The sequence below is a fragment of the Methanosarcina acetivorans C2A genome (assembly GCF_000007345.1).
In the GTDB taxonomy this organism is placed as follows: Archaea; Halobacteriota; Methanosarcinia; order Methanosarcinales; family Methanosarcinaceae; genus Methanosarcina; species Methanosarcina acetivorans.
Map to the genome: position 1 here is coordinate 3,020,463 of NC_003552.1, position 25,950 is coordinate 3,046,412.

A 25,950-nucleotide genomic window follows, 5' to 3' on the forward strand; every position below is an offset into this window, starting at 1 on the left:
ACGAGTCACAAAAAATGAACATGAAATTCTTCAAATGACAGGCAGAAAGAGATGAAAGAACTTTTCAGATTGCAATACTTTCGTTCCAAAGAAGAAAATGGAGAAAAAGGGAAGAGTTGCCAGGGCATACCCTGCGCCCTCATTAAGTAATCTCCAATATTAAAATCTCATTCAGGTTCCCATAACCTTAAAATTCTGCTCCTTCGGCATTTTCCGATCTCACAGACCCTGATCCATCGGCTTCAGATCTGCCGGGTTCCTGTTCACCGGATTTTGATTCGCCTTCCGATTTACCGGATTCAAGTCCATCGGACTCCATTTCACCTGATTTTGGTACAGATAATATCGATTCATCTTGTCCTGGGCCGATTCCGGTTTCAGGTTCTCCGGGAACTTTGTCGAAAAAAGGAATATTTGAGTCGGCAAACCAGGCTTCAAGGAAACTCAGTAAATGGTATTTCAGGAAAACTGCCAGTGGTACGCTTAGCAACATCAGAGTTACGAAGATCAGTAGCAGTTCTACAATGGCGAAGGGGATAAGGAGTATCCAGTTAAGAGGCTCTGATATGAAAGTCGAGAGGAGGAAATACAGAATCCCGTCGATAATAAGGAAAAGAATAATCAGTCCCAGAATCAGCAGTCCGAAAATGATTACTGCCAGGATGGTTACCCCGATTCCGAGAAGGAGTCTGATAAACCAATAAACCAGGACTTGCTGCCAGCTTTTTCTGAAATTCCTGTAGACCATCTTCAAAGCCGAAAGAATACCGGTTTCCCTGTAAATGGCGAGGGGAATTGCAAGACTTATGAAAGAGTTTACGACTACCCCGAGCAGGGCAAGCAGAATAACTACAACAAAAAACCAGAATAATCCACCTATCAAAAGAGGAAAAGAAAAGTCAGAGGACTCCTTAAGGATTATCGAAATAAAAGGCAGGAAAGCCAGTGCAAAGAGTACAAAGAAAATCAGCGCAAGGGCTAAACGTACGAGTAAAAGGTTGAACCCTTTACCAATGAATTTTTTTGAATAAGCCCAGAAAAGTACCTCGTTCTTTACAAGGGATTCCACAAAAACAAACTCCATGACACTGGAAATATAGGAAAAAATCAGAGCTAAAAGAAGAAAAAAAGCTATTATTGCAGCTATAATTCCCAGGAAGGAGGTTGACTGAGTATAATTAAAGCCAAGCCAGGATATGCCGGAAGAAAAGTCAACGATCCTTCCCGGATCAATGTTCGAGATATCGTTTCTGACATCTTCGGAGCTCAGCTGATAGTTGGTGCCCGAACCTCCGTAATTGTATCCCATCCCGCCAACAAAAAAGATGATGATTGCAAGCTTTACCCACTTCCAGAAATCAAAAGGCTCGAAAAGGGCTGTTCTTGTTCTTGAAAAAGCCTTATCTACCGCATCTATCCCATACCAGCTCATAATATAAAGTTTATTTCGGAAAATAAATAATTATCCGAAGAGTAAAATATGGACAAATCTCAGAAAATTTCAGAGAATCCCAGATCAGCGCCAAACTATCGGTTTCAAGCGTCTGAATATCAGGAATCACAGCAATCACGTATCAGGAATTACAACAATCACGTATCAGGAATTACAACAATCACGTATCAGGAATTACAGCAATTACACATTATAGCAAATTTTCCTGGTACCTTTTCTTTCTCAGTACCTTTTCTTTCTCAAAAACCGACATGACGTTTTCAGCCAAACCCTGAAGAACTCTGCTTTTCTCACCTTCTGCGCAGATCAGGTAATGATACCTGAAATCTTCCCTTCAGTCGGGGCTACGAGATCGGGACAGCGCTTCAAAGCCGGCGATGACTTCAAACAGTTCTTCGTCAATTCCACTCTGGCGCAGGCGATAAAATGAACCGCTGAAATCTTCCAGCAATTCATCGATATTTTTGTCAGCACGCTGCATCGCAGCCAGGCGGCTTGCGTTTTCGCTCGCAAGGGACTCGGCACATGCTCGGAAAAGAGAAACGAAAAGATATTCCCGGATGAGAGCCCTCAAAGTCTCCGTGCTATCTCCCATTACCTCAGGCAGGTTCTTTGTTGGCCAGGGATTTTTAGCCAGATCGCGCCGCCAGGTCTCGTCCAGGGGCAGCAGGCGCTGACTGACAGGCTCGTAGGTAGCTCGGGTTTTATGGCGGTTGTAAAACAGGTAAAGTTCAGCGTTTTCATCCTGGTTGCGGAATTTTTCGTTCTCCACAAGAATCTGCCCTATGAGCGGAGTAATGCCTTTGACGGAATTCGGGACTGTAAAGAGTCCGATCAGGGGCAAACCCGCATCTATCAGGCGCGAATAAACACGTTCCCCGACAGCCCAGACCCGAGCTTTGTCCGGCAAAGCCGCCAGTTTCTTGACTGCGTAATCAGCTATAATATCATTGAACTGGCCCACAAGCCCCTGATCCGAACCGAACACGACCGCAGCAACATAACCGGAATTCTTCTGCCCTGGCCGCTCTGCAGGAAAGGAAAGTGCAATTTCCCGAAAGCACACCTCCAATCCCATTTCCACTGTACGATAGTAGTCTGACAGAGCACTCACCGATTTCTCGTATTGTCCAATATTCGAGGCCGCCAGGGTCTTCATCGTGCGGACGACCGATTGAAGCTCGTTTGCTCTATCAATCTTTTTGCGCAGGCTTTCCGTGGTTTCGCTCATACGTTCTCCTTAGTTTCCTGCATGGATTTGGCTTCGGTTTTGACTTCCGGCTTAGTAATAGTAACAGGTTTGGACTCAGGCCGGAAGCGTTCCAGTGCTTTGCGTGCAATCTCAAGAATTATTTCACGGTCCCTGTCACTCAATTCTGCATCGGCATTGAACCGCTCACGTACTTCCGCCGGGATATCCGCGACCGCCGCACGCAGGGAATGTTCGGCGTCTATTATCCGGTCAAGCGGCACGCTGTCAAAGAGTTTTGCATCCAGCGCAAGCAGGATGACGATTTGTTCAGGTACGGGCACAGGAGAAAATTCCGGCTGTTTGAGAAGGGCACGGATCCTTCGCCCATGCTCGATAATCTTGCGGGTGTTTTCATCCAGTCTGGCGCCAAACCGGGTAAACGCTTCGAGTTCTTCAAACTGTGAATAGGCAAGCTTCAGGGCACCGGCCACTTCGCGGTAAACAGCAAGCTGTGCTTTTCCCCCTACTCGGGAAACGGACTTCCCGACATCAACTGCAGGCAGTACGCCCAGTTCGAAAAGCGAAGGCGAAAGATAGATCTGTCCGTCTGTGATCGAAATAAGGTTAGTCGGAATATAGGCGGAAATATTCTGGGCTTCGGTCTCGATAATAGGAAGAGCTGTAAGGGAACCACCCCCGAGTTCCCCGAGCAGGTGGGTTGCACGCTCCAGTAACCGTGAGTGAATGTAAAAGATATCCCCGGGATATGCTTCACGCCCCGGAGGACGGCGAAGCAGGAGGGAAAGTTCGCGATAGGCGCGTGCATGATTAGTTAGATCGTCGTAAACAATCAGCACGTCCCGGCCCGCTTCCATAAAATATTCTGCAATGCTGGTTGCGGCGTAAGGAGCAATATATGTCAGCCCGGACGGATCATTGCCTTCGGTCACGACAACAACAGTGTAATCCATTGCACCCTTTTCACGCAGGGTTGCTACTGCCCTGGCAACTGCCGATGCGCGCTGACCGATTGCGCAATAAACGCACAGGACATTATAATCGCGCTGGTTAAGGATAGTATCGATTGCAATTGCAGTTTTACCTGTCTGACGGTCGCCCAGAATCAACTCTCGCTGGCCGCGTCCGATTGGTATTAACGCATCAATTACTTTGATCCCTGTCTGAAGAGGCACTGTAACCGGAGCACGATCCATGATTGGCGCGCTGGAGCGCTCGATCGGCAGGCGCTTACCGGAGATTACCGGGCCTTTACCATCGAGTGGCCTACCAAGAGGGTCAATAACGCGCCCGAGCAGACTTTCGCCTACTGAAACGTCCATAACCCGGCCTGTGCGTTCGACTTCATCCCCCGCATGCAGATGCGAGTATTCGCCCAGTAGAATGACCCCGACTTCTTTTTCGTCCACATTAAACGCAATCCCGAACACATCGCCCGGGAACTTGACAATTTCCTCGTAACCCACACCGGGAAGGCCGGAGACATTGGCTATGTCTGTGGAGACTGTCAGGATGGTGCCCACCTCCCGCGGAGTGAGAGTCGGAGTGGATGATTTACGCACCTGGTTTATTTCATTAAAAGCGTTGTTAAAAACATCCTTTAGTCTTTCAGGTTCCATGGTAATCGACTCGTTATTCGGGCTCCGGTGCGGGATTGACTATTTTAGTCTCAGCTTTCTGTCCAGGCTCAGATTCCTGTTCAGACTCAGATTCCTGTTCAGACTCAGATTCCTGTTCAGGCTCAGCTTTCTGTTCAGGTTCAGATACATCAGATGTTGACTCAGGCCTGGCTGTGGCTTTGGGTTCGGATTTCGACTCCGTTTCGCCCTGTTTAAGCACAGGTTCGGTCCGGGCCTCACTCCGGGGTTGCTCTTGCAGGAGCTCATCGATGCCTTCTTCCAGCGATGAGAGATAACCTGCGATGCTCCAGGCCACTTTTTGCCCGTTTGCGGTTAACTCAATACCACTGACAAGATCCGGTACGGTCTCGAAACAGACTTGAACCTCGATGCCAAGAGTCTCCTTGATCGTCTTTTTTATCAGTTCACGCTGCGCCTGCGGAAGATCGAATGCAGTGCGAACAAGCACCGGGCTTGAAGCCAGGGCAAGCACAGAGACCAGCTGCTCTTTCTCTTTACCTTCAAGTTCGCGCAGCTTTTTGGCAAACATGTCAACTGTGCGTTCTTCCAGATCCGTTCCAGCCAGGTCCTGCAGCGCCTTTCGAGCAATGGCAAATACTTCCTGCTGAGCCCGCCGGCTGATTGCCCGGTTTAAGTTCTGTTTATCATTTCTCAAAGCCTCTTGCTGTTTTGCCCTCAAATCGGAGGCTTCTTTCCGGGCTTCTTCGAGAAGCCGCTGACGTTCGGATTTCGCTTCATCCTTTGCCCTGCTCAGGAGCGCAGCACGCTGCTGGTCGAACTCCTCGTTCTTCTGCTTGAACTCTTCTTTCTCTTTTTGCGCTTCTGCCTCTTTCGCATCGGCATCTGCAAGCTCGGCTGCGACCCTCTTCTCACGCTCATCGATGGCGTTGAGAATAGGTTTGTAAAGGAAGCGCTTCAGCAACCACACCAGTATGAGGAAGTTAAGCACCTGGGCAATGACAGTGAACCAATCGATCAGCATAGACGGTGTTCCTCTGCAGCTCAGACAGTTGCTGTATTCCAGAACGGGTTGGCGAAGATCAAAATCATCGAGACCACGAAACAATAGATAGACAGGGACTCTATCATAGCCAGGCCCACGAAAAGGGTCCTGGTAATGGTTGCGGAAGCATCGGGTTGCTGTGCCAGCGAACTTAGAGCCGTTGCAACAGCCCTTCCTTCCCCAATTGCAGGTCCGAGAACTCCAATGCCTATCGTTAAGCCGGAGGTGGCAATTGATGCCACCGCAATTATAGTCGTATAAGTATCAAGAGTCATGGTGTCTCCTTCCGTTGTTAGAGTTATTGTTTCAATTCTTATTCTCCGGTTTCACGTCTGGACTTGCCGGTTCGCGTGGCGGCGGTAATGTAAACCGTTGCCAGGACACTGAAAATGTAAGCCTGGACCATGCCGATGAGCAAGCCGAGAGCAGTCATTATTATCGGAAAAATGAAAGGGGCTATTGTCAGCAGGATGGCGATGATCATAGACCCGCTCATAATATTCCCGAACAGACGGATTGCCAGGGCCAGCGTGCGGGAGAGTTCGCTGATGATATTAAACGGCAGCATGAGGATCGTAGGTTCCGTGTACGACCTGAGATAGCTACCAAGCCCCTGCTCTTCTATACCGAAAATTGGTACGGCCACAAATACGCATAGTGCGAGCGCAGCCGTGGTAGATAGAGAGCCTGTTGGAGGTTCATAGCCCGGAATAATGATGCAGAGATTTGCTACGGCAATAAACAGAAAGAGCGTGCCCAGAAAGCCCAGATACTTCTGCGGCCGCTCCAGCCCAACATCTTCGATTTGTTTTAAAATACCCGTGACAATGATTTCCAGCATATTCTGCCAGCGGGAACGTTGCAGATCAGGGGAAAGTTTGTCTGTAATAATTTTTGAGCCGACTACCATTACCAGCATCAGTCCCCAGGTATACACAATCGTAGCGTTGAGTTTGATAAAGCCGTACTGCCAGAAAATCAGCTCATCAGGACTAAGTCGCATGCCCGGCCTCCTTTGCCAATTGGTTCGACTCTTCTTCCGGGGCTCTGGTGAGCCTGGTCACTATACGGCGCATGATAAAAAATCCAAGTAAGCACATGAGCAGCCTATCCCAGTGTCCGCCTGAAGCAAAATAAAATCCAGCAACAGCAATGCCAGTCCGCAGCAGCAGACTGCCGAAGAACCAGAGTGCAGGTTGTCCGGATAAAAGGCCCTTCCGAACAGTCCACCAGAGGCCGCCGAAGAAAAAAGCCCCGAGTAAAAAGCCAGCCACCAGAGCCGAGATCAGATTGAAAACTTCACTCATTGTTATCCTCCTGTTCCTCTTGCATTTCCTTATGCTCCCTGGCTATCCAGTGCCATGCATTCAAGCAGCCTGCAAGCAGGCCGATAATTAGCATCGTAAGCGTCCAGGAAAAGCTAGCTGGATAATTTTTGTCCAGCCAGAGCCCAAGGGCCGCCCCAAGCAGCGTGGGAATCGCCACAGACCAGCCGATAAGCCCCATCATACCCAGACCGAGCCAGACAGTCCGATTCACGTCACGTTGCGCTTTGAGTTTGCGTTCAGCTTTTCTCCCGACATGGCGGGCTAGGGGAGGGTCGGCCTTTGAGGGTTTTTCTTTCGATCTGTCAGTCATTCCGAAACTCCGCTAAGCGGCGCATAAGCCCGATTTCCAATTTTGTCATCACTGAACGTATTTTTTTCTCGCTTTCGTCCAGAGTTAAAAACTCTCTTTCCACTGCCTCCCTTAACTGGCTGAGGTCAGTCCCGACAATGGCGCTTCGCACCGAAACCAGTACGTCCTTACCTGCCTTGATCAGTATGCCTTCATCAACAGCCACATAAACTTCTCCTTCTGCTTCGGTTTCATAGATAAAAATCCCGGGTTCCAGAGCCGCAACACAATCGAGCCGGTGTGGCAGGAGTCCGAAAGAACCTTCACGAGTCTCTGCAACTATGCGGGATACCCCTTTCTTTTCGGCAAAGACCTGGAACGGCAGAAGAATCTTGAGATTCATGAGTGGAGAATTCATGTCTGGTCCCTGCTTGATTTTTTGGCTATTGCTTCGTCAATTGTCCCGATCATGTAGAGATCGCTTTCCGGGTAGTCTTTAAATTCGTCGAGCAGTATACGTTCGCAGCCGTCAAGCGCATCCGAGAGAGTGACGAATTTGCCTTTAAAACCGGTGAACTGCTCGGTTGTAAAAAATGGCTGAGTGAGGAAGCGCTCCAGGCGGCGAGCGCGAGCGACAACGTTTCTGTCCTCCTGTGAGAGCTGTTCCAGGCCAAGCATGGAGATAATATCTTTGAGTTCTGCATATTGCGCGAGCGTCTGCCGGATTTCCTGGGCCAGGCGATAATGCCTTTCGCCAATGATCCCGGGCGTGGACATTTTTGAATTTGACTGCAGGGGGTCAATAGCCGGATAAAGCCCCTCACTTGCCCTTTTGCGCGAGAGGACAATTGATGCCGAAAGGTGCGAAAACGTATGCACAGCTGCAGGGTCTGTGAAATCATCAGCCGGCACATATACCGCCTGAATTGACATAATGGCTCCGGCATCGGTATTGGATATGCGCTCTTCCAGCTCCGATAACTCAGTACCCATTGTCGGCTGATAGCCAAGCCGCGAGGGCATCTGCCCCATCAGGCCGGATACTTCCGAGCCAGCCTGGATGAACCGAAAAATGTTGTCGATAAGCAAGAGTACATCGCGGTGTTCATCATCCCGGAAATACTCTGCCATTGTAAGTGCCACATGCCCCACTCGAAAACGTGCGCCTGGGGGTTCGTTCATCTGACCGAACACCATAACCGTATTCGGAAGCACACCTGCTTCTTTCATGTCACGGTAAAGCTCTTCCCCTTCACGACAACGCTCCCCTATTCCACAAAAAATACTCACTCCCTTTTGCTGCCTGACCACATTGTGAATCATTTCGGTTAGGAGCACTGTTTTGCCAACCCCCGCCCCTCCGAACAGGCCCGCTTTGCCTCCGCGTTCAAGGGGCACCAGTACATCTATGACTTTTATTCCGGTCTCGAAGATTTCAGATCGCGTTGACCGACGTATAAGGGGGGGCGGAGCTTGATGGATTGTGCGCCACCGGACGTTTGATGGGGGAGCTCTGTGATCTATGGGATTTCCAAACACGTCGAACATGCGAGAAAGAATTCCCCTGCCTACAGGGGCCTTCAACGGTCCACCCGTATCTTCTACCAACGTGCCCCGGGAAAGCCCTTCCGTAGGAGTCAGTGCAATCCCACGAACGCGATGCGAATCAAGCTGGGTCAGAACTTCAATGGCAATTCTTCCACCTTTTCCTGCGCGTAGCAATGAGTATATGGGAGGCAAATACTTCTCAAACCTTATATCAACAATACTGCCACGCACCGAGACAACCGAGCCGAGGTTAGAATAGTTATTTTTATTTTCTATCTGCTCCTTGACAACTCCTCTCATGATTGCATCGCACCTTTTCACTTTTGGAAGTGCCCATTTCTTTTTACATGGATGTTACTCGTGAACTCTGAAAGTTATCGGGTAATATGAACGTTTATTTTGAAAATCCACATCCGATTTAGTTCCCCAAAAAATATAATAAGCGCAGAACACCGAAGAGAAAACAGAATGAACTTGTTTTTCAATTGAATGATTTTTTTCAATTAATACCTCTGGTAAAGGAACTGACTAAACTGCCCATTAACCTTACTGCCCAATAACCTTACTTTTCTGTAACATCATTTTTCTAAAGAATTGCTTTTTGCTTTGTTTTCTCTTCCCCATAAAGCAATGTATCATCAAATTATATTAACTTGACTTTGTCCTATTTTTCATTTTGATCTTAGCGAAGAAACTGACTTAAGGATTTTTTTATTTTTAAAAAAAGCTTCTCAAAGAAACTTTGCTCACTTGCGAGAAGTTAAATATTGTTTTAACCCGTTAATTATTGGGGTCTCTTTATAAAACTCGACATTTGATTATTTGAATCTCGAATTTTGAACTACCAATTGAGTGAACAAAAGGAGATTTGGAACATGAGTGAGTTAATTGTTTTTGCGTTTCCGAATGAGACCGGCGCGTCTGAAATGGATGAAGCTATAAACCAGCTTAAAAAGGAAGAGTTGATAGTTCTTGATGATGCTGCCACTGTTGTTCGCAAACCTGACGGTAAAATAAAGGTTAAACAAGCAACAAACCTCGTTGGTGCGGGTGTGTTAGGGGGAGCATTTTGGGGCATGCTGATAGGACTCTTTTTCTGGATGCCCTGGCTCGGGCTGGCAGTTGGTGCTGTTGCCGGTGCAATCACCAGCAAACTTTACGATTATGGAATCAACGATGACTTCATCAAAGAAGTGGGTGAAACCATTAAACCGGGTGGATCTGCCCTTTTTCTTTTGATTTCAAAATGGACGGAAGACAAAGCTCTTGAAAAACTGAACAAATTCAATGCAACAATAGTGAGAACATCCCTCTCAAAAGAAGATGAACTAAAGCTTAAAGCAGCTTTTGGTGCAGGCGAATGATCGGGTAATAATATGAAAATCGTTGTCTCCTGTTCTGTATCTGCCAGAAGAATACAGCAATAAATGAGGCCCTCGGAGACATCGACATTATTGAAAATACGCTCTTTTCGATTTAAGATAATAATGTCATTAATCCTTTTTTTCAATAATCCTCTTTTTCAATAATCTTCTTGCTCAACAATCCTCTTGCTCAACAAACTTCTAGCAGTCTCAGCATCAAAAATTTTTATCATTGAGATATGCTCTATGTTAGCTTCAAGAAAAGTTTCCCTATAAGCAACAAACCCAAACTTTTCATAAAAGCTTACAGCATGGGTCTGTGCGTGAATGTGGACAGCTCCTGCCTCAAGTTCAACAGCTTTTTCCAGAAGCTTTTCCACAACGAGTTTGCCGATCTGCTTTCCCCTGCATTCCTTCAGGACGGAAATCCTCCCGATAAGCCAGGTTTTTTCATTACTAAAAAACCTGCCTGTGGCAACCGGTCTGTCAGATGCATATACAACTATATGTCGGGAGCTAAGATCAGCTTCGTCAAGTTCCTCTGCTTCGGAAATGTTTTGTTCTTTTATGAAAACTTCCCTGCGGACGTAAAAAGCATCTTCCAGCTCATCAGAGTTTTTTCCATCAATCCATTTTGTCTTCAGTGCAAGGCCGGGTTTCTTTTCCATCCATGGACCTCTTTTTGTAGTTCCGGGGATCCTCTTTTTTGAAAAAAATTCTAAGGATAAACACTTTTACATGTAATTCCGGGAAGATTGTAAAACACATAGATAATTTCTTGAAAGTGAGTTCAGTCAGGAAATGATAATAAGTTCATGTCAAAATTAAAGGAATCGGGTCAAAAGTAGATTAACGGGCCCGCCGCGATTCGAACACGAGTCAATGGGTATCTTCGTAAGAATCTTACTTCGAAGCCCATTAGGATATCCTGGCTACCCCACGAGCCCGCGGTGCCGCAGTAGTGATTGTAACTATCCATATTAAAGGTTTCTCTCAGAATTAAGAAAAGAGGACAGAAAAGAAGAGCAGGTTCAAAAGTAGATCTTTGAGGAAAATATTTGAGAAGTTGAACAGTGTAAATAAAAAGTTATATTGAATGAAAATAATGGGAAAATTTAGGGCTCAAAGTAAGCCAAAGTTAAAGAAATATTCCCGAAACAAAAAGGAAATATACCGCATACATAACTTTTATATTACAAAAGTTCTTTTAATATGTAAAAAGTAATTTTCGGCATCATATCATTATCAGTATTGAAATGCAGAAACAGGACATGCCAAAATCTGTATCAGTAAAATTAAACCGAGAATTACTACATCTCAGGCTATAAACAAATAATGAATATATTTTTTAAGTTGGAAAACTGTTGAGATTATTTGAGAATTTTCTGTAACTTATAACATATTGTGCAACCAATACAACGTCTTCGGCAGCGTGGGGAAAACAGGGCAAAATACACAGAAGAATGAAGGTATATAAAAATGGAGAGGGTTTCAACAGGCATAGAAGAGCTTGACAGGAAATTGATCGGGGGTTATCCTGTGAACAAAGCAATCCTGATAACAGGGGTGGCAGGGAGTGGAAAAACTATCTTTGGAATCCATTTCATTTACAGGAGCTGTGTTGAGGGAAGAAAATGCCTGATGATCGCAACCGAAGAAACTCCTGAAGATATCCTCTACCAGGCGCAAATGCTGGGGCATGACCTTAAACCGTACTATGAAAGCGGGCAGCTCACCATAGAAAACATATTCGAGAGCCGTTCGGAAAGTATAGGACAGACAAGGTATGGGTTTAAACCCGAAAGCCTGGACATTGAACTTCCTAACCTTATGGAATTCATACGTGAAGGAACAGAATGCCTTGTAATAGATAACCTGGGCACTTTTGCCCTGAGAGTTTCCAAGAAAAAGCTAAGAGACCAGTTTGACGGACTGGCCTATCTCGTGAGAAAGAAAGGCTGTACTACTCTCTTAATTATGGACGAGTCGGCATACAACCTGACTCACCAGCTTGCCGAATACTCAGTCTACGGCTCTATACGCCTCCTGGTAAAAGAGAACGCATATCTTGGAAAAATGGAGCGTTATCTGTGCATACCCAAGATGCGCAGTACTCCTATTTCACCGGATATGTCGATTTTTGAGATAGCATCCGAAGGAATCAAGATTCATGAACCAGATGGAGGAAGCTTTATTGAATGAGAAAAACAAACCCAAAGTCCTGATCGTAGACGACAAGAAGGAAAATGTAGAACTCATGGAAGCCTACCTTGCCGTGGAACCTTATGATGTAATCACTGCCTACGGGGGAAAAGAGGCATTTCAGAAAGTAAAGGAAGAAAAGCCGGATATTATCCTTCTGGATGTCATGATGCCTGAAGTCAACGGTTATGAGGTCTGCAAAATTCTCAAAGGAAATCCCGAAACCCAATTCATTCCGGTCCTGATGCTTACGGCCCTTTCGGAACTTGAAGACAGGATAAGAGGGATTGAGGTAGGAGCCGATGATTTCCTTACAAAGCCCATAAACAGACTCGAACTCAAGACCAGAGTAAAATCCCTCCTCAGAGTCAAATGCCTTCACGACAGACTGGTTGCCGACCGTGACAGCCTGGAAATAAAGAACCGGGTACAGAGCATCCTTACAGCTGTAATTCCGACCCTGCTCCAGTTTGTCTCAAACGAAGAAAAAAAGGTCATAATAAATCAGATGACAGGCATGGTCGAAAAAACACTTCTTGAAATGTACAATTTTAATGATAAGGAGATGGACCTGGCTTATGCAGGAACTGTCTGCGCTGACATAATGAACCAGCTGGGAGGAACCTTTTCCGCGACCATGGGTGAAAACGAAAAACGCTGGATAGTCAAAGGAACAAAATGCCCCTGGAAAGGAGAAGAAGCCCGCAAAAACCCCATCCTCTGCACGCTTACCAGAAAGATCTTTTCAAACATAACTATGAAAGTAGATTCAAGCTACAGTCTCGAAGCTCTGAAAACCATAGGAAACAGGAATGACTGCTGCGAATTTATCATAAAAGCAGCATAATATCTTCATTCAATTCGTTTCAACCTTAATTTCTATCCTTTCTGAATTTAGCTCAATCATTCCAACTTTAATTTCTATCCTTTCTGAATTTAGCTCAACCATTCCAACTTTAATTCATATCCTTTCTGAATTTCGTCCAATCATTCCAACCTTAATTCCTATACTTTCTGAATTTCGTTCAATCATTCCAACCTTAATTCCTATACTTTCTGAATTTCATTTTTATATTGGTTTTAACCCTCATTTTCCAGACTTTCTTATATTTCGGACCATTATATTTCGGACAATTATATTTTGACTTATCATATATTCGGTTTGTTATACCTTCAATTAATTACAGTTGTAGCCTTCAATTAATAAAATTACAGTTTATAGATCAACTTGAAATTAACTGAGCAAACTAATTTAAAAATAAAATATTAATTTTTCCTTAACTGTAAGTAATAATACCGATCAATTCCAGGCTCTAAAAAAATAGAGAGAAAAGAAAGAAGCTCCTGCCTCATATATCCTTATTTCCGCTGCCTCAAAAGCTCACTTTTTTGTTTCAAAAACCTGTCAGAAATGTCGGGAGTTTTTCATACCTGAGATGATTCTTATTCCCTGTGGAGTAATGTCAAAGAGGGAATATTTGACCGGCACCGGTGTATTTCTCATTTTCTCAATGTAGAGATATTGCTTTGTTTTTCCCGAACTGTAATTTTCCTGTGTTGTTAGCCTTATCAGCCCGAAAACCATATAACCTGTAAGCCTGTGGGTCAGGTGGTAAGAGTCCTCGTCCATGACAAAGAGGCTTGTACATCCATTTTTCAGGAGGATAATGCTTATTGAGCTGAATTCATCGGCAAACTCCTTTATATCATGATTTATTGCCATTACTCCGATGTTGTCAATGACCACAACGTCGGCTTCCGATGACATTGAGCTCAGATATTCGATTATGTCCGTATCCACGGCGCAGAGCCCTTTTCCGAATTTTGAAACGCTTTTTATCTTGTTCATCTTGTCTTCGAAGATATTCCTTATGTGGAGCTGACCGTTTTCAAGGAAAGGCTCCAGATTAAGCTTGAAGCTACGGGCCTGAGTGAGGATATCTGCGGTAAGTTCTCTGGTAAGAACAAGTATGCATTTTTCGCCTTCCTGGCAGCTCCTGTGAAGGAAATGAAGCCCAAGGATGGTTTTACCCGAACCTGGGGGCCCGGTAACCAGAATACTTTTTCCTTTAGGATACCCTCCATCTGTCAGTAAATCCAACCCTTCTACTCCGGTAGACAAACTCTCCATGCTATCACATCTCTAAGCGCGATAAGTTTTTTAAAGCGAAAATAACTTCTCATTAATTTGATTAAGTAAATCACGTACTTACTATAAAAAATAAGTATGTGTTTTAACAGATTATATTTTCCCCAATACATCTATTCCTGAAAAACTAAATTAAGTTATTAGAAAAAATGCCTCAAAAAATTGCAGGGAAAGGTAGTTACAAAAGCAAATAAAGTTACAGGTGGTTACAAAAGCGAATGGAGTCACAGATGGTTACAAAAGCAAACAGAGTAGCAGATGGTTACAAAAGCAAACAGAGTTTTACAAAATCACAAATAAGAGTAAACAGTTCAAATCACAGGAACTGAAAGTACAGAAACCAAATAAAGCCCTTAAATAAATAACTGAAAAAACAGGAACAGATAAGAACAAGAATTTTTAAAAACCGGACTTTTAGTTGTGCTGATTTACCGGCAATTAATCAAGATATTTCTCCTTAAACTCCGTGATCTGCTTGCTGCTTCCAACTACTGCTACTATATCCCCTGCCCTGAGTACGGTCTGTTTGTTAATGGCGGTGCTGACAAGTCCTCCGCGCTCAATACCTATTACAGTGCACCCGATCTTTCTTTCGAGGTCCAGTTCTTCTATTGATTTTTTGTCAAGGTAAGAGCCTTTCTCGATGTGGTGCTTTTCGATTTCTATGCCCTCGTAAAGCATTATATCTTCATCGATCCTGCAGACTTTCCCGATACAGTTTGCACTCATTTTGGCCAGCAACTGGCCTGCAACTATGGAAAGAGACCCAACATAGTCCGCTCCTGCCTTATAAATCTTATCAATGGATTTTACAGAGTTTGCCCTTGCCACGATGGTAGCTTCAGGGTTAAGCCCCCTGCAAATAAGGGTTGCGAAAATAACATTGGTATCATCATTCAGGGCCACAAACACAAAGGATGCGGTTTTTACTCCGGCTGCGACTATAACCTCCTCATCCGCCCCATTGCCCACGAGATGTTCGAATACCACATTCTCAAAAACCTTCTCGTTGGAGTCCACAACTACGAAGCGGAACGGTCCTCCAGAGAGTTCACTCACAATGCTCTTTCCAACGTCTCCGTACCCGAGTATTACAAGATGCCCTTTTGACTCCATCGTTAATCCCTGAGAGTTTTTAAATAAATTTTGACTGTTGTGTCACAAACGAATGTGCCATAAAATTCAATGTGTAAGTTTCTTCAGTTTTGCAAGCTCTTCCGGCGTTCCCACAGCCAGCAGGACGGAGTTGCCCCGAATAACATCATCTTCTTTAGGGTTAAAAGAAAGAGCCCCGCTTTTCCAGATTCCAACAATTCTTGCGCCGGTCAGCCGCTGGCTGGATACCTCCTTAAGGGTTTTGCCTATCAGCGGGCTCTTGATGTAAACCGGAAATTCCGTGACATGCACCCCTTTGAAGATTTCAGTGGTTCCTGTCACCCGGCTTACAAGCCTATCCATAGCTTTTCTACCGATAAACTGCCCGAACATTGATTTGGGTGATACAACCATGTCTGCACCGGCGTATTTCAGGTATTTTGAGTTTGACCTATCCTCAACGATGGCTACAATACTAAGGTGCTGAAACTCTCGGGCAGTCAGCACGATGTTTGCATTCCTCTCATCCGACTTGTTGGCTATAAGTATCCTGGCTTTTTCAATATTCCCATTGAGAAGAGTCTGCTTATCACTCAGAGTCCCGAAAATGCAGGGGATGTCCCTGTAAACAAGTTCTTTAATTACGTCTTCCTCGTCCTCGATTATTATGAAAGTTATTTCCTGCTCTGCCAGTTCGTCAATAAGGGTCTCAACCAGCTGGTTATACCCGCAGATGATGATATGGTCTTTCATGCTGGAAGGGACTTTCCTGGGCAGCCTGAATTTGATAATTCTGTCCATCCAGGGGGTGATAACATAAGTCGCAAGAAAACCTGAAATCAGAATAATTCCCGTGACCTGGACGACTATGGAGAAGAGTCTTCCCAGCAGCGAGGCAAAGACTACATCACCGTACCCTACCGTTGCAATGGTAGTGGTAGCCCAATAAATAGCTGTAACAGCGTTTGCATTTTCCGGCTGGTTTTCAAAAATCATAATATATTTAAAAAGCAGAATATAAATAATGAGCAGGAGCAAAGCTGCAAGCTTGTATGCCAGATTGGGCCTTTTGCGCATGATTTTTCGAAACTTTGATCTGCGACTCGGCTTTTTTTTCACAAAAGAAAACATTTTTTGCGCCCTGCCTTATTTTTACTGCTGAACCAGGTAAAAAACCTATAATCTTTATTAATATCTCTATACTCTTTATTAATATCTTATGTTTTGGCCGAGTTGTGCCAGCAGAGTTGTGCCAGCAGAGTTGCGGCTCTGCAGTGCGCTGTCTGTTTCGCTCCGCTCAAGCAGACTAATTTGCAGATAAAATCAGGAGCTTCGCTTAAGCAGACTATTTGTGGGAAGAAATGAGCTTCGCTCAAGCGGACTACTTGATAGCTTAGAGGCTGGGCTTCGCTCAAGCGGCCAAATCCATAGATCCATCTGATCCGTACAACAGTATTCGCTGTGCCTGTCGTTCTTGTCCCGCTCGACGCAGGAGAGCGGTTTTCCTACAAATAAGAAGAAGAGAAAAGGCAAATGTAATTTGTGTCTGCTTTTTGCTGCATTTTCAAATATCCTATATAGGACTTACGCAGTTGAATTTAAAACCACGAGCGAGAAAGACTTAACTGTATAAACTAGAATAATGTTGATGAGCTCGCATGTGCCTGATTTTTTTATTTCAAGTGCGTATAGTCCTACTATACTTTCCTTCCATTAATTTTCTTCTTTTTATGAAGAGTCGCCAGATAGGCTGGTGGAGGCATTATGCTTACACAATTCAGAAACGGTTTTCAGGGTTAAGGAATGAATTCCTTTAGTCATGAGGTGTTTTTCCAATTTCCTTATTTCTTTCAATTGCACGATCTTTTTAGATTACTATTTATCTTTTATAGAGGGAAGGCCGGTCCGGAACCAGCGCGGCGAAGGGAGAGAAAACTGAGGGATTCGATCGCTGGATATCCTGAATTAAAAATAACTGATCGATCAAAAACCACCGGAACTAAAAAAGAAGCGAAAAAACGGGAAAGAGACTTTAAGTTCCCGATTTTCGGATTTCCGAATTATTCAAATTTACCTGCTGCTTAATTTGCAGTTGTTTTCATTCAGATTTTGTTCATTTTGAGCTGTCCCGTTTTCACTGTTCCCGGTTCAGACTATTACATCCACTGCCCGATGAAAGGGCCGAATATCATGAAGAGGAACGAGAGCAAGATCAGCATGGAGAAGCTTGCCGTGATGGAGTTTGAAACCCTTTCCGAAACTGCTTCATTCCTTGTAAACCGGTAGATAAGGGAGTAAGTATAGTCCCTGAACACATGGCCACCGTCGAGAGGGACGGCAGGCAGGCAGTTGAACAGGCCTACGTAAAAGTTCAGCCAGCCAATCCAGAGCAGGGAGTTTGCAATCCAGAAAATTCCGACTCCTAGAGGCTCTGCCCAGCCAACAGGCTGATAGAACTGAGCGATTGTGCCTGAAAAGCCGCGGAAGCCTTCCCCTGCAAACCCGTAGATAGGAAGCCCGAAAAGGATGATCCAGCCCACGGGCTGGTTAAGGAAGGAAGGAATCTGCTTCAGTGCCTCAAGATAGGATTCGGACTGGGGCATCCAGATGGAAACCCCAAGCATCTGGCACTCAAGTACTCCGTTGCTTCCGTAAATCACTCCAAGGAAACCGTTTTCACCTCCCGAAGGATTGGAAATTAGCTCGACCTCAAAGACAGCAGTGCCGTTTTCAGTAAGTTCTCCCGTATAATTTGCAGAGGGGAGCATCTCTACTTCTATGGTCTGGTTTGCCTCTGTTCCTTCCATGAAGTCAATGAAACTTGCAATGCTTCGCATTCTTGTATCGTTAATCCGGAGCATTGTCATTCCGGGCTCGATTCCTGCAGCTTCTGCAGGGCTTCCTTCCACAACCCCTCCTATAGGCACTCCACTGAAACATTCCTCCGATGAGGAAGGCGCCTTCAGGTCATAAACTGAAACGACCCCGTCTTTTGAGGCATGGACATGCAGAGTGTCTCCGGGTTCGACGTTCTCGAGATAGGAGAGAAAGTCCATGCCTGTTGAGACGGGCGTGTCATTGACCTGTGTAATTATCATGTCTTCCTGAAGCCCTGCAAGCTGAGCTGGGGAACTTTCGTTTATGCCCACGATCATGGCATCACTGAGAGGAGCAATCGCCCCCAGCACGGGTCCGAAAAAGAGCAGGAGAGCTATGAAAGCAACGCAGAAATTAGCCATAACTCCGGCAGCAAGGATGCGGGCTCTCTGAGTCCTTGTGGCAATTACTGCCGACTCAGGCTTTGCTTCTGGTCCAGAAACATCGGTTTTCCCGTTTTTCATTTCTTTTAGCTGTTTTTCTTTTTCTTCTTTTTGCCGCTGTTCCCACTCTTCAATTTCCTCAATTGTTGCCGTTAGCGGCAGCTCTTTTTTTACTTCTTCTTTTTTGCCGAAAAGCTGCTCGTCATCAGGTTCCGCAAAACCCCCAATAGGAACAAGAGCAAGCAGGATTCCCATGGATTTGACCCTGATGTTTTCAACCCGGCAGAGGATTGCATGGGAAAACTCGTGGACTATAAGCGTAACTATGAGGGCGATCACACCCCAGGTGAAGGGAATAAACTCGTTTACTCCGGGGATCAAAAGGATATTCCTGGGGGCGTTATACTTTCCAGGCTCTGGCACGCTGTCGTTCAGAAATGAAGTATAAAGTGCAAGATCCGAAACAGCAATGACCAGGAACATGGCAATCATGCCGACAAACATCATCAGGATCCCGATGTTTGCAAAAACTCTCCAGTAACGTTTCGGTCGGGCAAGTACATCCAGTAGCTTAAGCCCTTTTGTTGTCCTGATCATAAGGATAGGAAGAGGCCCGAAAGTGCTTATGTTATACTTTTCCAGAATTCCTTTTCTGTCAAGAGCAGAAATAAGGAACCAGTATATTAAAAAAATACCCAGTATAATGCTTGTGCCACTCAAGGAAATTCTCCGAAATTATTAAGCTGAACCAATCATAGGGTTTGGATTATGAGAGATTGAATGTGAGATATTAATGTGATAGATATAAAATTAAAGGTAGGGATTTTACCATTGGCAGTAGGGATTTTACCATTGGCAGTAGGGATTTTACCGTAGGCAATAGGGATTTTTACCATCGGCATAACTGTTGATCAATTGGTCGATTAAACTGTTAAGCAATTACAACTGTATATAGAACATGCCTTCCATAAAGAAGTTGACGCCAGCAACCTCTAGACGTCCTTTACAAGCTTCAAGTTGTTGTTTTAAGCGGTGAATACGGGAAAGCAGGCATGCATTCAATTAATTAATGCTGTTAATCCCGTAGTCGATCTTATTATAAAAGCGTTTTAGTTCTTCTTTAGATAACATGAGATCCAGTTTTGAATTATTTCTTTTTCGAAAACCTTTGTCTCGAAAAAGGCATTATATAATACATCATAATTATATAAAAATCCGTATGGAATAACGGCTTTCGGTTAGTCCGAAAAGCTCGGGTTTAAATGTGTATTTTTCAGAATCAAAGGGAATAGATAATAATTATGCGAATAATAATATCCTGTATTATTGTGGCAATTGTTGTTAAATAACTTTGTGTGAGGTGCCTGTTTCATGCTTGGAATCGTCTACATTACAGCCGGAGATATGACAAATGCATCCGAGATCGCAAGAGAGCTGGTTTCAAGAAGGCTTGCGGCCTGCGTGAGCATGTTTCCGATATTTTCAATCTACAGGTGGAACGAGCAGGTAGAAGAGCAGAACGAGATAGCCCTGCTTGTTAAAACTGACTCCTCCCGCCTTGACGAAATTATCAAAGCCGTAAAATCTCTTCATACCTACGACCTGCCTGCAATCGAATTCTGGGAAATCGAAGGCGAGCAGGAGTACCTCGACTGGGTCCATGTAAACAGCTCGTGAGAAAAACTGACGAGCCCACAGCCTGAGCCCGGAACCGGAAAGTCTGAAACCGGAAAAATGAGATAAAAATCTCGGCGCCCATTCTCTGACTCAAAAATTAGCAGGATGAGCTTCTTTTCAGGATTAGCTTTATATGTTAGTTATAACTTTACCTAATTGGATTTCAAAAAGCGCGGGAGTAACCAAGCGGTCAACGGTGGCAGACTCAAGATCTGTTCGTGCAGACGTTCAGGGGTTCGAATCCCTTCTCCCGCACATAATTCATTATTATTTCTTATTTTTTAATCCAAATTTCGGTTCAAAGTTTCTCGAATAATTGCTTTTCTATAGGAGTTATGGCAATCGAAAAGATACGCCATAAATGAGAATTTGCCAATTCGGATTAAGATCAAGATGCATTCGGGAGAGCATCTCTCACATGTTTTTGCAAAGCCGTATGAGATTTCCGCAACCTTTTCATCCTCCACTTCCCTTTCCCGGATCTTTGCATCAAACCCATACTGGCTACGGTGGACTTTGTCAGCAATTACAATAATATTTCTCCTTTCCGAAAGGGTAGGAAACTGGTCCTCTTCTACTTCGGGAGAGAACTTCTGGATCGTAGTAAATACAATCCTTCCCGAGGCAACAGCAAGGAGTTCCCGCAGGTAAGCCCTGGTTTCAGCCTGCGCCGGCTGCTGGCGCAGGACTTCGCTGTAGCAGGCAAAGTTCTCGAAGAGCTGCCCGTCAAGGTCGTTTCTGTCCGTAAACACGACAATGGTAGGGTTGTCAAGTTCAAGTGCCAGTTTTCCCGTATAAAAGACCATTGAAAGGCTCTTTCCCGACTCCTGCGTATGCCAGACAACCCCGCATTTTCGGTCTCCTCCGGGCATAGAAGCAATCTTTGTTTTCTTCACATCCCTGTTCACTGCATGGTACTGGTGATACCGGGCAAGTTTCTTTATAACCTTTCCCCGGTCATCCTCAAAAACGATAAAGTGCCTGACAAGGTCAAGGAGGATTTCCGGCCTGCACATCCCCCGGAGCAGGATTTCCATAGGCGTTACCTTAAAATCCGCAACCTTTTCCCGTCGATTGTCTTCCAGGGCACAAACCATTCCCTGTTTTTAGTTCATTGAATCTTTTTCCGGCGCTTTTTATTGTTTTTTCTTCAGAGTCAAATAACGATGTGTCAGGAAAAGGTTTTCTTTTTCTATAAATTTTGGGTTTTTATTATGATATTTGTTGAGGTACTGGCGTTGAGGGTACTGGCGTTGAGAATTCTTGCATGTTCCCTAAATTATTCACGGACATTTTATGCAGAAATTTTACGTGTGGGCTGGCATAATTGAAAAATATGTTAATTGAGATTAACGTAAAATCGAGAAATATGTTCATCAGGATTAACATAAAATTAAAACTCTTTATCGCTCTCAGATTTTTTCTTTGAAGCTCCTTTGCTGCTTTTGCCGCTTTTGCATGTCTTTTTGCCTTTTTTGCTCTCAGCGGCTTTTTCCTCAACTTCTTCAGGGGATTCTTCAAAGAGGAGAGTTGTTAGATATTCAATATGATTTCTCAGTCCCTCTTTTAGTTCTTCAGGCAATTCTTTTGATTCCTGTACCGATCTTAGGGCTTCCTTAAAATAGGACTTTGCGAGAGCAGGATCTTTCTCAGCATAGATGGTTCCAACCATAACCTGAAGGGGAGAAAAGTTGCTGTGCTTTTCATTGAATTTCGTGTAAAATTCCTGGATTTTATCAAAATCTCCTTTTCCCATAAGATCCAGAAGATAATCCTGCATAAGTTCCATATAATCCGAGCCTTTGTCCAGCAGAAAATCGAATTTTTCATCCTCGGTCATTAAAAAGAAACCGGTTTCAAGGTCATCTGCCTTTCTGTCCTCTCCTAAAATATCTTCCGGGCTCAGACCTTCGAAAAAGCTTCCTTCTTCAAAAAGATTTTCATCCTCAAAAAAGTCTTCAGCCTCTTTTTTCATGAGGAGCATATCAACCTGAGCCCCGGATATTCCCATTTTGCGGGCAAATTTTTTGAACTTGCTTTCGTATTTTTTCTCTTCGGCTTCTGAAAAAAAGTCGAGTACATACGTGATCCACTTCACATAGGCCTGTTTGTCTTCAAGCCAGGACCTGTTGTCAATGGACCATAAAACATAGTCAAGGACAAGGGTGAATTCATGGTCGTAAAGCGGGGATTCCTCAAGAGGCTCGACCAGGCTTTTTACAATTTCTTTTTCAATGGGTTTTTCAAAGAAACTGATTGGCTTGTCACGGTTTTCCTTTATATTCTTCAATGCCCTGATGACGTCTTTGTCCGTTACTTTCCGGTTCGCGTTGTAGTAATAGTCGGCAATTGAAAACTCGATTTCACTCAAATACTCGCTGTACTCGTATTCTTTATTGTAAATGCTTTTAATTTCCTTAATCTCCGGAGTATCCGGGACGAGAAATTCGGACAGGGATAAATTGTCCTCAACAAATTCATTGTTCTCATCGGGATTCATAAGACTGCTTTCTGATTATTGGTTTATATGGATTTCTAATGGCTAGTCTGGATGTTTTATCCCATTTAGATTTCTTTTAAGTTACAGCAGTTATAAGGAAATTTAATACCTTCAAATTTGTGAAGCAGATTGAAGGTAGTAGAAAAATAGGGATGTCTATCTTGCCCTTTCAGATTTTTATTTCGTTCATCAAAGAATTAGTTTATATTTTTACGATTTTATTCATAAATTTTTAAATTAACGACAATATTTTATCCGATCCTAGTAAAAAAGAAATAGTTATTTTATTTGTCAACTACAATTAGTATATTGAAAGTTATCTGCATTAATTTATATGTTTATTGAATTTGGTTTATGAACGACTTAGCTTGTCATGTTGAGACATAGTTGATCCGGTAATGGCATGGTTTACAGGAAAAATGACACAGGTATTCTGGTTGATCTTCAGGATACAAAGTTCCAGTTATTTCGGGTTTCTTATAGCTTAGAAATTTGAGGATGAGGATTCGAAAGCAAGGGTGTAAATGATGAAAATTAATAGGCAAATGATCTTTTCACTTATATTTGTTATTTTTTTTGCAATAGTTACAGATGCAGCAATGGCTTCTGATGTTCATGTAGAGCAAGTTGGACATCCGGGTGGACGAAGATTCAGCTGCTGTAAACTCTGAAACTGCAGCCCTTCATATTGCACTTCTTGCACATAACATTGGAAAAGAAGCTGAAGGAATTACAAGTTCTTTCACATTTATTGTCAACTCAAACAGTATTATATACACAGAAAAATCCGGGGGTAAGAGGACATGGACAGAGAAAAGCTGATTAAACTATCGGGCCTGAATTTAGGCATTGCTGCAGCCAACATAATTACCTTTTCTCCAAGATTGGTCGGACTGGGGTTGTTAGGGACCAGTGCACTGGAAACAGCCCTTGGCACCACATTCATCTTCTTAAGCGGCGCCGGGTTAATCTACGGCAATTATGAGCTCCTTACCAGACCGGAGAAAGAAACTCAAACCAATAAAATAAGGACGGTGGAAGATTATATTGAAGCACTGAATATTCACAGAGGGCTCAAAACATTCGAAAAAACCGTTGACTTGCTGCTGGATCAGATTGAACGGCTGCAAAAAAAGAATAAAACTATCCGGGATATCCTTCTGAAGATCTTCAGTGCCTCAGAGATGAGCTACAAGAAATTTGATGCGGTCATCGCCGAGGTGGAGAAAATATTCCTTATGAATATCGGCAGCATCCTCAATAAATTGGATGCATTCGATGAAAAAGACTACAATTTCGTTAGAAAGGAATACAAAGAAGGGGCCTTTCCGGAAGAACTTGTGAAAGAAAAATTTAAAGTTTATAATGAATATATTAAGTTTGTGAAAGCTGCCACTGAAGATAATGAGCAGATCCTGCTAAAGCTTGATAAACTGCTGCTGGAGATCTCAGGCTTAAACAGTATAGAGAGCGGCCAACTGGAGCAAATGGCCGGCATGATCGAGATCGATAATCTGATCAAACAGGCAAAATACTATAAGAATTGAAGAAGGGAGCATCGGCATGCTGAACGAAAGCAACAATAAAGTAATTTTGAAGATAATCGGAGCAGCAGTTGTAGTATTTGTCTTAGTTTATCTGGCGATTACTATAATCGGGCCCAGTGAGGGATCACTTGATGACATCATTGAAGACATCAATGTGAATACAGTTTCGCATCCTATGGGCCATGTTGTCATCTCCCCGAACCTGGATGACTCCTTGACTGAAAACTTGCCTGAAATCTCCAATTACCCGCCGCAGGTTAATAACAGCACCCCCACCTACATCGAAATATTCTCCTCAACGGAAAAAGCTGGCAGCGGTGCTGATGGCTGGCTGACAGAAGTGGCCAGAGACTTCAATAGCGCGGCAATAACGATTGACGGAAAACAGGTATCTGTAAGGCTTAGAGGAATCCCCTCCGGGGAAGCCGCCGATTATATTACTTCCGGGAAGTATTTGCCGGATGCATATACGCCGTCCAATGAGCTCTGGGGGGAGATGATCATCTCCAAAGGGGTTAAAGCCGAGTTAGTGCAAGAAAGGCTTGTCGGCAATGTGGCCGGGATCCTGCTCACTAAATCCAAGAAAGACGAGCTTGTAGACAAACACGGGGAAATCAATACCAAAACGATTACCGATGCTGTCGCGAACAAGGAACTGGCGATGGGCTACACCAATCCTTTTGCCAGTTCAACCGGGCTGAACTTCCTGATCTCATCTTTATACACCTTTGACAGCAGCAACTTATTGAGCGACAAAGCAAAATCAGGATTTGAGAGCTTCCAGATCAATATTCCCCTGGTTGCCTATACTACTCTGCAAATGAGGGAATCTGCCAAATCAGGTGTTCTGGACGGTTTTGTCCTGGAATACCAGACCTATGTGAATACACCGGATATCAGGTACTACGAATTTACTCCCTTTGGGTTCAGACATGACAACCCGATGTATGCGATCGGCGAACTATCGGGAGAGAAAAGAAAAACCCTGAACGAATTCGTTGAATTTTCCCAGCAGGAAAAGTACCAGACCCTGGGTACTGAGTATGGTTTTAACGGCTTTAACGAATACCAGTCCGAAACTGAACCCGTCAGCGGCGATGTGATTTTTCAGGCCCAAAAGCTCTGGAAAGAAAAGAAAAAACCTATTTGTGCAGTATTTGTTGCCGATGTCTCCGGCAGCATGATGGGCGAGCCGCTGAACAATTTGAAAGATTCATTGCTCAGAGGTCAATATTACATCGGCGAGGACAATATGATTGGCCTGGTATCATATTCCAATGATGTCAATATCGATCTGCCGATTGCCAAATTCGATCTGAACCAGAGAGCCTCGTTTGCCGGAGCAGTTAATGATTTGCAGGCTGGCGGCGGCACGGCAACCTTCGATGGGATTGCTGTCGCAATGAAGATGATTCAGGAACAGCGGGCTGCAGATCCCAATATTAGACCTGTTATCTTCGTTCTCAGCGACGGCGAGACCAATAAAGGCCATCCGCTGAATGATATTAAAGGCATCGTGGAGGATACTGGAATACCTATATACACAATTGGCTATAATGCGAATATCCCGGCCCTGCAGGCTATCTCCAGCATCAATGAGGCTGCCAGCATTAACGCCGATACCGATGACGTTGTTTATAAGCTGGGAAATCTGTTCAATGCTGAAATGTAAATACAGGAGGGGT

25 protein-coding genes and 2 tRNA genes are annotated in these 25,950 nt (G+C 44.2%); 9 read left to right on the plus strand and 18 right to left on the minus strand.

Features of this window, described 5'->3' with window-relative positions; genetic code table 11:
- Positions 1-187: 187 nt before the first annotated feature.
- The 10 genes from MA_RS12630 to atpD all read right to left on the minus strand — a co-directional run bounded on the left by MA_RS12630 (position 188) and on the right by atpD (position 8,771).
- Complete coding sequence (locus MA_RS12630) at positions 188-1,432, minus strand: DUF7544 domain-containing protein (protein WP_011022403.1); 1,245 nt, start codon at positions 1,430-1,432, stop codon at positions 188-190.
- A gap of 355 nt (positions 1,433-1,787) precedes the next feature.
- Entirely contained in the window at positions 1,788-2,684 is an 897-nt protein-coding gene (locus MA_RS12635) for a F0F1 ATP synthase subunit gamma (RefSeq protein WP_011022404.1), read from the minus strand.
- Positions 2,681-4,282, minus strand: a complete 1,602-nt coding sequence (locus MA_RS12640) for an alternate F1F0 ATPase, F1 subunit alpha (protein ID WP_011022405.1) — start codon at positions 4,280-4,282, stop codon at positions 2,681-2,683. Before MA_RS12640 ends, MA_RS12635 begins: the two co-directional genes overlap by 4 nt.
- Positions 4,283-4,295: 13 nt before the next feature.
- Positions 4,296-5,285 carry an ATP synthase subunit B gene (locus tag MA_RS12645; RefSeq protein ID WP_011022406.1) on the minus strand — a complete coding sequence of 330 codons (990 nt, stop codon included), beginning with the start codon at positions 5,283-5,285 and terminating at the stop codon, positions 4,296-4,298.
- Between the two features lie 20 nt (positions 5,286-5,305).
- Complete coding sequence (locus MA_RS12650) at positions 5,306-5,581, minus strand: F0F1 ATP synthase subunit C (protein ID WP_011022407.1); 276 nt, start codon at positions 5,579-5,581, stop codon at positions 5,306-5,308.
- A gap of 38 nt (positions 5,582-5,619) precedes the next feature.
- Positions 5,620-6,309 carry a F0F1 ATP synthase subunit A gene (locus tag MA_RS12655; RefSeq protein WP_011022408.1) on the minus strand — a complete coding sequence of 230 codons (690 nt, stop codon included), beginning with the start codon at positions 6,307-6,309 and terminating at the stop codon, positions 5,620-5,622.
- Positions 6,299-6,613: an ATP synthase subunit I gene (locus MA_RS12660; RefSeq protein ID WP_011022409.1), complete on the minus strand. Its 315-nt coding sequence runs from the start codon at positions 6,611-6,613 to the stop codon at positions 6,299-6,301. The genes MA_RS12655 and MA_RS12660 overlap by 11 nt, the downstream gene beginning before the upstream one ends.
- The gene (locus tag MA_RS12665) at positions 6,606-6,944 is read right to left on the minus strand and encodes an AtpZ/AtpI family protein (RefSeq protein WP_011022410.1); all 339 of its coding nucleotides are present in this window, start codon (positions 6,942-6,944) and stop codon (positions 6,606-6,608) included. The genes MA_RS12660 and MA_RS12665 overlap by 8 nt, the downstream gene beginning before the upstream one ends.
- Entirely contained in the window at positions 6,937-7,341 is a 405-nt protein-coding gene (locus MA_RS12670; RefSeq protein ID WP_011022411.1) for a F0F1 ATP synthase subunit epsilon, read from the minus strand. The genes MA_RS12665 and MA_RS12670 overlap by 8 nt, the downstream gene beginning before the upstream one ends.
- Positions 7,338-8,771 carry a F0F1 ATP synthase subunit beta gene (gene atpD, locus MA_RS12675; protein WP_048065404.1) on the minus strand — a complete coding sequence of 478 codons (1,434 nt, stop codon included), beginning with the start codon at positions 8,769-8,771 and terminating at the stop codon, positions 7,338-7,340. Before atpD ends, MA_RS12670 begins: the two co-directional genes overlap by 4 nt.
- Positions 8,772-9,346: 575 nt before the next feature.
- On the opposite strand from atpD, the gene MA_RS12680 reads away from it, so the two are divergent.
- Positions 9,347-9,835, plus strand: a complete 489-nt coding sequence (locus MA_RS12680) for a DUF1269 domain-containing protein (RefSeq protein ID WP_048065405.1) — start codon at positions 9,347-9,349, stop codon at positions 9,833-9,835.
- A gap of 158 nt (positions 9,836-9,993) precedes the next feature.
- On the opposite strand, the gene MA_RS12685 is transcribed toward MA_RS12680, so the two are convergent.
- The gene (locus MA_RS12685) at positions 9,994-10,503 is read right to left on the minus strand and encodes a GNAT family N-acetyltransferase (protein WP_011022414.1); all 510 of its coding nucleotides are present in this window, start codon (positions 10,501-10,503) and stop codon (positions 9,994-9,996) included.
- Between the two features lie 185 nt (positions 10,504-10,688).
- Positions 10,689-10,782, minus strand: a tRNA-Arg gene (locus MA_RS12690).
- Between the two features lie 532 nt (positions 10,783-11,314).
- Between MA_RS12690 and MA_RS12695 the strand changes: the two genes are divergently transcribed.
- Entirely contained in the window at positions 11,315-12,037 is a 723-nt protein-coding gene (locus MA_RS12695) for an ATPase domain-containing protein (RefSeq protein WP_011022415.1), read from the plus strand.
- Complete coding sequence (locus MA_RS12700; protein ID WP_226990584.1) at positions 12,030-12,884, plus strand: response regulator; 855 nt, start codon at positions 12,030-12,032, stop codon at positions 12,882-12,884. The genes MA_RS12695 and MA_RS12700 overlap by 8 nt, the downstream gene beginning before the upstream one ends.
- Positions 12,885-13,442: 558 nt before the next feature.
- Here MA_RS12700 and MA_RS12705 read toward each other — a convergent pair.
- From MA_RS12705 to MA_RS12715, 3 genes are all read right to left on the minus strand, one after another.
- On the minus strand, positions 13,443-14,168 hold the full coding sequence (locus tag MA_RS12705) for an RAD55 family ATPase (RefSeq protein WP_011022417.1): 726 nt from the start codon (positions 14,166-14,168) through the stop codon (positions 13,443-13,445).
- A 456-nt stretch (positions 14,169-14,624) separates the two neighbouring features.
- Positions 14,625-15,302 carry a potassium channel family protein gene (locus MA_RS12710; RefSeq protein WP_011022418.1) on the minus strand — a complete coding sequence of 226 codons (678 nt, stop codon included), beginning with the start codon at positions 15,300-15,302 and terminating at the stop codon, positions 14,625-14,627.
- Between the two features lie 66 nt (positions 15,303-15,368).
- On the minus strand, positions 15,369-16,358 hold the full coding sequence (locus MA_RS12715; protein WP_226990585.1) for a potassium channel family protein: 990 nt from the start codon (positions 16,356-16,358) through the stop codon (positions 15,369-15,371).
- 777 nt (positions 16,359-17,135) lie between these two features.
- On the opposite strand from MA_RS12715, the gene MA_RS28660 reads away from it, so the two are divergent.
- The gene (locus MA_RS28660; RefSeq protein ID WP_157860216.1) at positions 17,136-17,366 is read left to right on the plus strand and encodes a hypothetical protein; all 231 of its coding nucleotides are present in this window, start codon (positions 17,136-17,138) and stop codon (positions 17,364-17,366) included.
- Positions 17,367-17,437: 71 nt separating this feature from the next.
- Here MA_RS28660 and MA_RS12725 read toward each other — a convergent pair whose 3' ends face one another.
- Complete coding sequence (locus MA_RS12725; RefSeq protein ID WP_011022420.1) at positions 17,438-19,261, minus strand: site-2 protease family protein; 1,824 nt, start codon at positions 19,259-19,261, stop codon at positions 17,438-17,440.
- A 651-nt stretch (positions 19,262-19,912) separates the two neighbouring features.
- On the opposite strand from MA_RS12725, the gene cutA reads away from it, so the two are divergent.
- Positions 19,913-20,218 carry a divalent-cation tolerance protein CutA gene (cutA, locus tag MA_RS12730; RefSeq protein ID WP_011022421.1) on the plus strand — a complete coding sequence of 102 codons (306 nt, stop codon included), beginning with the start codon at positions 19,913-19,915 and terminating at the stop codon, positions 20,216-20,218.
- A gap of 172 nt (positions 20,219-20,390) precedes the next feature.
- Positions 20,391-20,473, plus strand: a tRNA-Leu gene (locus MA_RS12735).
- Positions 20,474-20,499: 26 nt separating this feature from the next.
- Here MA_RS12735 and MA_RS12740 read toward each other — a convergent pair.
- Together MA_RS12740 and MA_RS12745 are read right to left on the minus strand one after the other, a co-directional pair.
- Positions 20,500-21,315 carry a DEAD/DEAH box helicase family protein gene (locus MA_RS12740; RefSeq protein ID WP_011022422.1) on the minus strand — a complete coding sequence of 272 codons (816 nt, stop codon included), beginning with the start codon at positions 21,313-21,315 and terminating at the stop codon, positions 20,500-20,502.
- 296 nt (positions 21,316-21,611) lie between these two features.
- Complete coding sequence (locus MA_RS12745) at positions 21,612-22,718, minus strand: hypothetical protein (protein ID WP_011022423.1); 1,107 nt, start codon at positions 22,716-22,718, stop codon at positions 21,612-21,614.
- Between the two features lie 639 nt (positions 22,719-23,357).
- Between MA_RS12745 and MA_RS12750 the strand changes: the two genes are divergently transcribed.
- The 3 genes from MA_RS12750 to MA_RS12760 are packed head-to-tail and all read left to right on the plus strand — an operon-like array spanning position 23,358 to position 25,937.
- Complete coding sequence (locus MA_RS12750; RefSeq protein WP_226990586.1) at positions 23,358-23,540, plus strand: DegT/DnrJ/EryC1/StrS family aminotransferase; 183 nt, start codon at positions 23,358-23,360, stop codon at positions 23,538-23,540.
- Complete coding sequence (locus MA_RS12755; RefSeq protein WP_011022424.1) at positions 23,522-24,265, plus strand: hypothetical protein; 744 nt, start codon at positions 23,522-23,524, stop codon at positions 24,263-24,265. The genes MA_RS12750 and MA_RS12755 overlap by 19 nt, the downstream gene beginning before the upstream one ends.
- 16 nt (positions 24,266-24,281) lie before the next feature.
- On the plus strand, positions 24,282-25,937 hold the full coding sequence (locus MA_RS12760; protein ID WP_011022425.1) for a vWA domain-containing protein: 1,656 nt from the start codon (positions 24,282-24,284) through the stop codon (positions 25,935-25,937).
- The last annotated feature ends 13 nt before the right edge of the window (positions 25,938-25,950 follow it).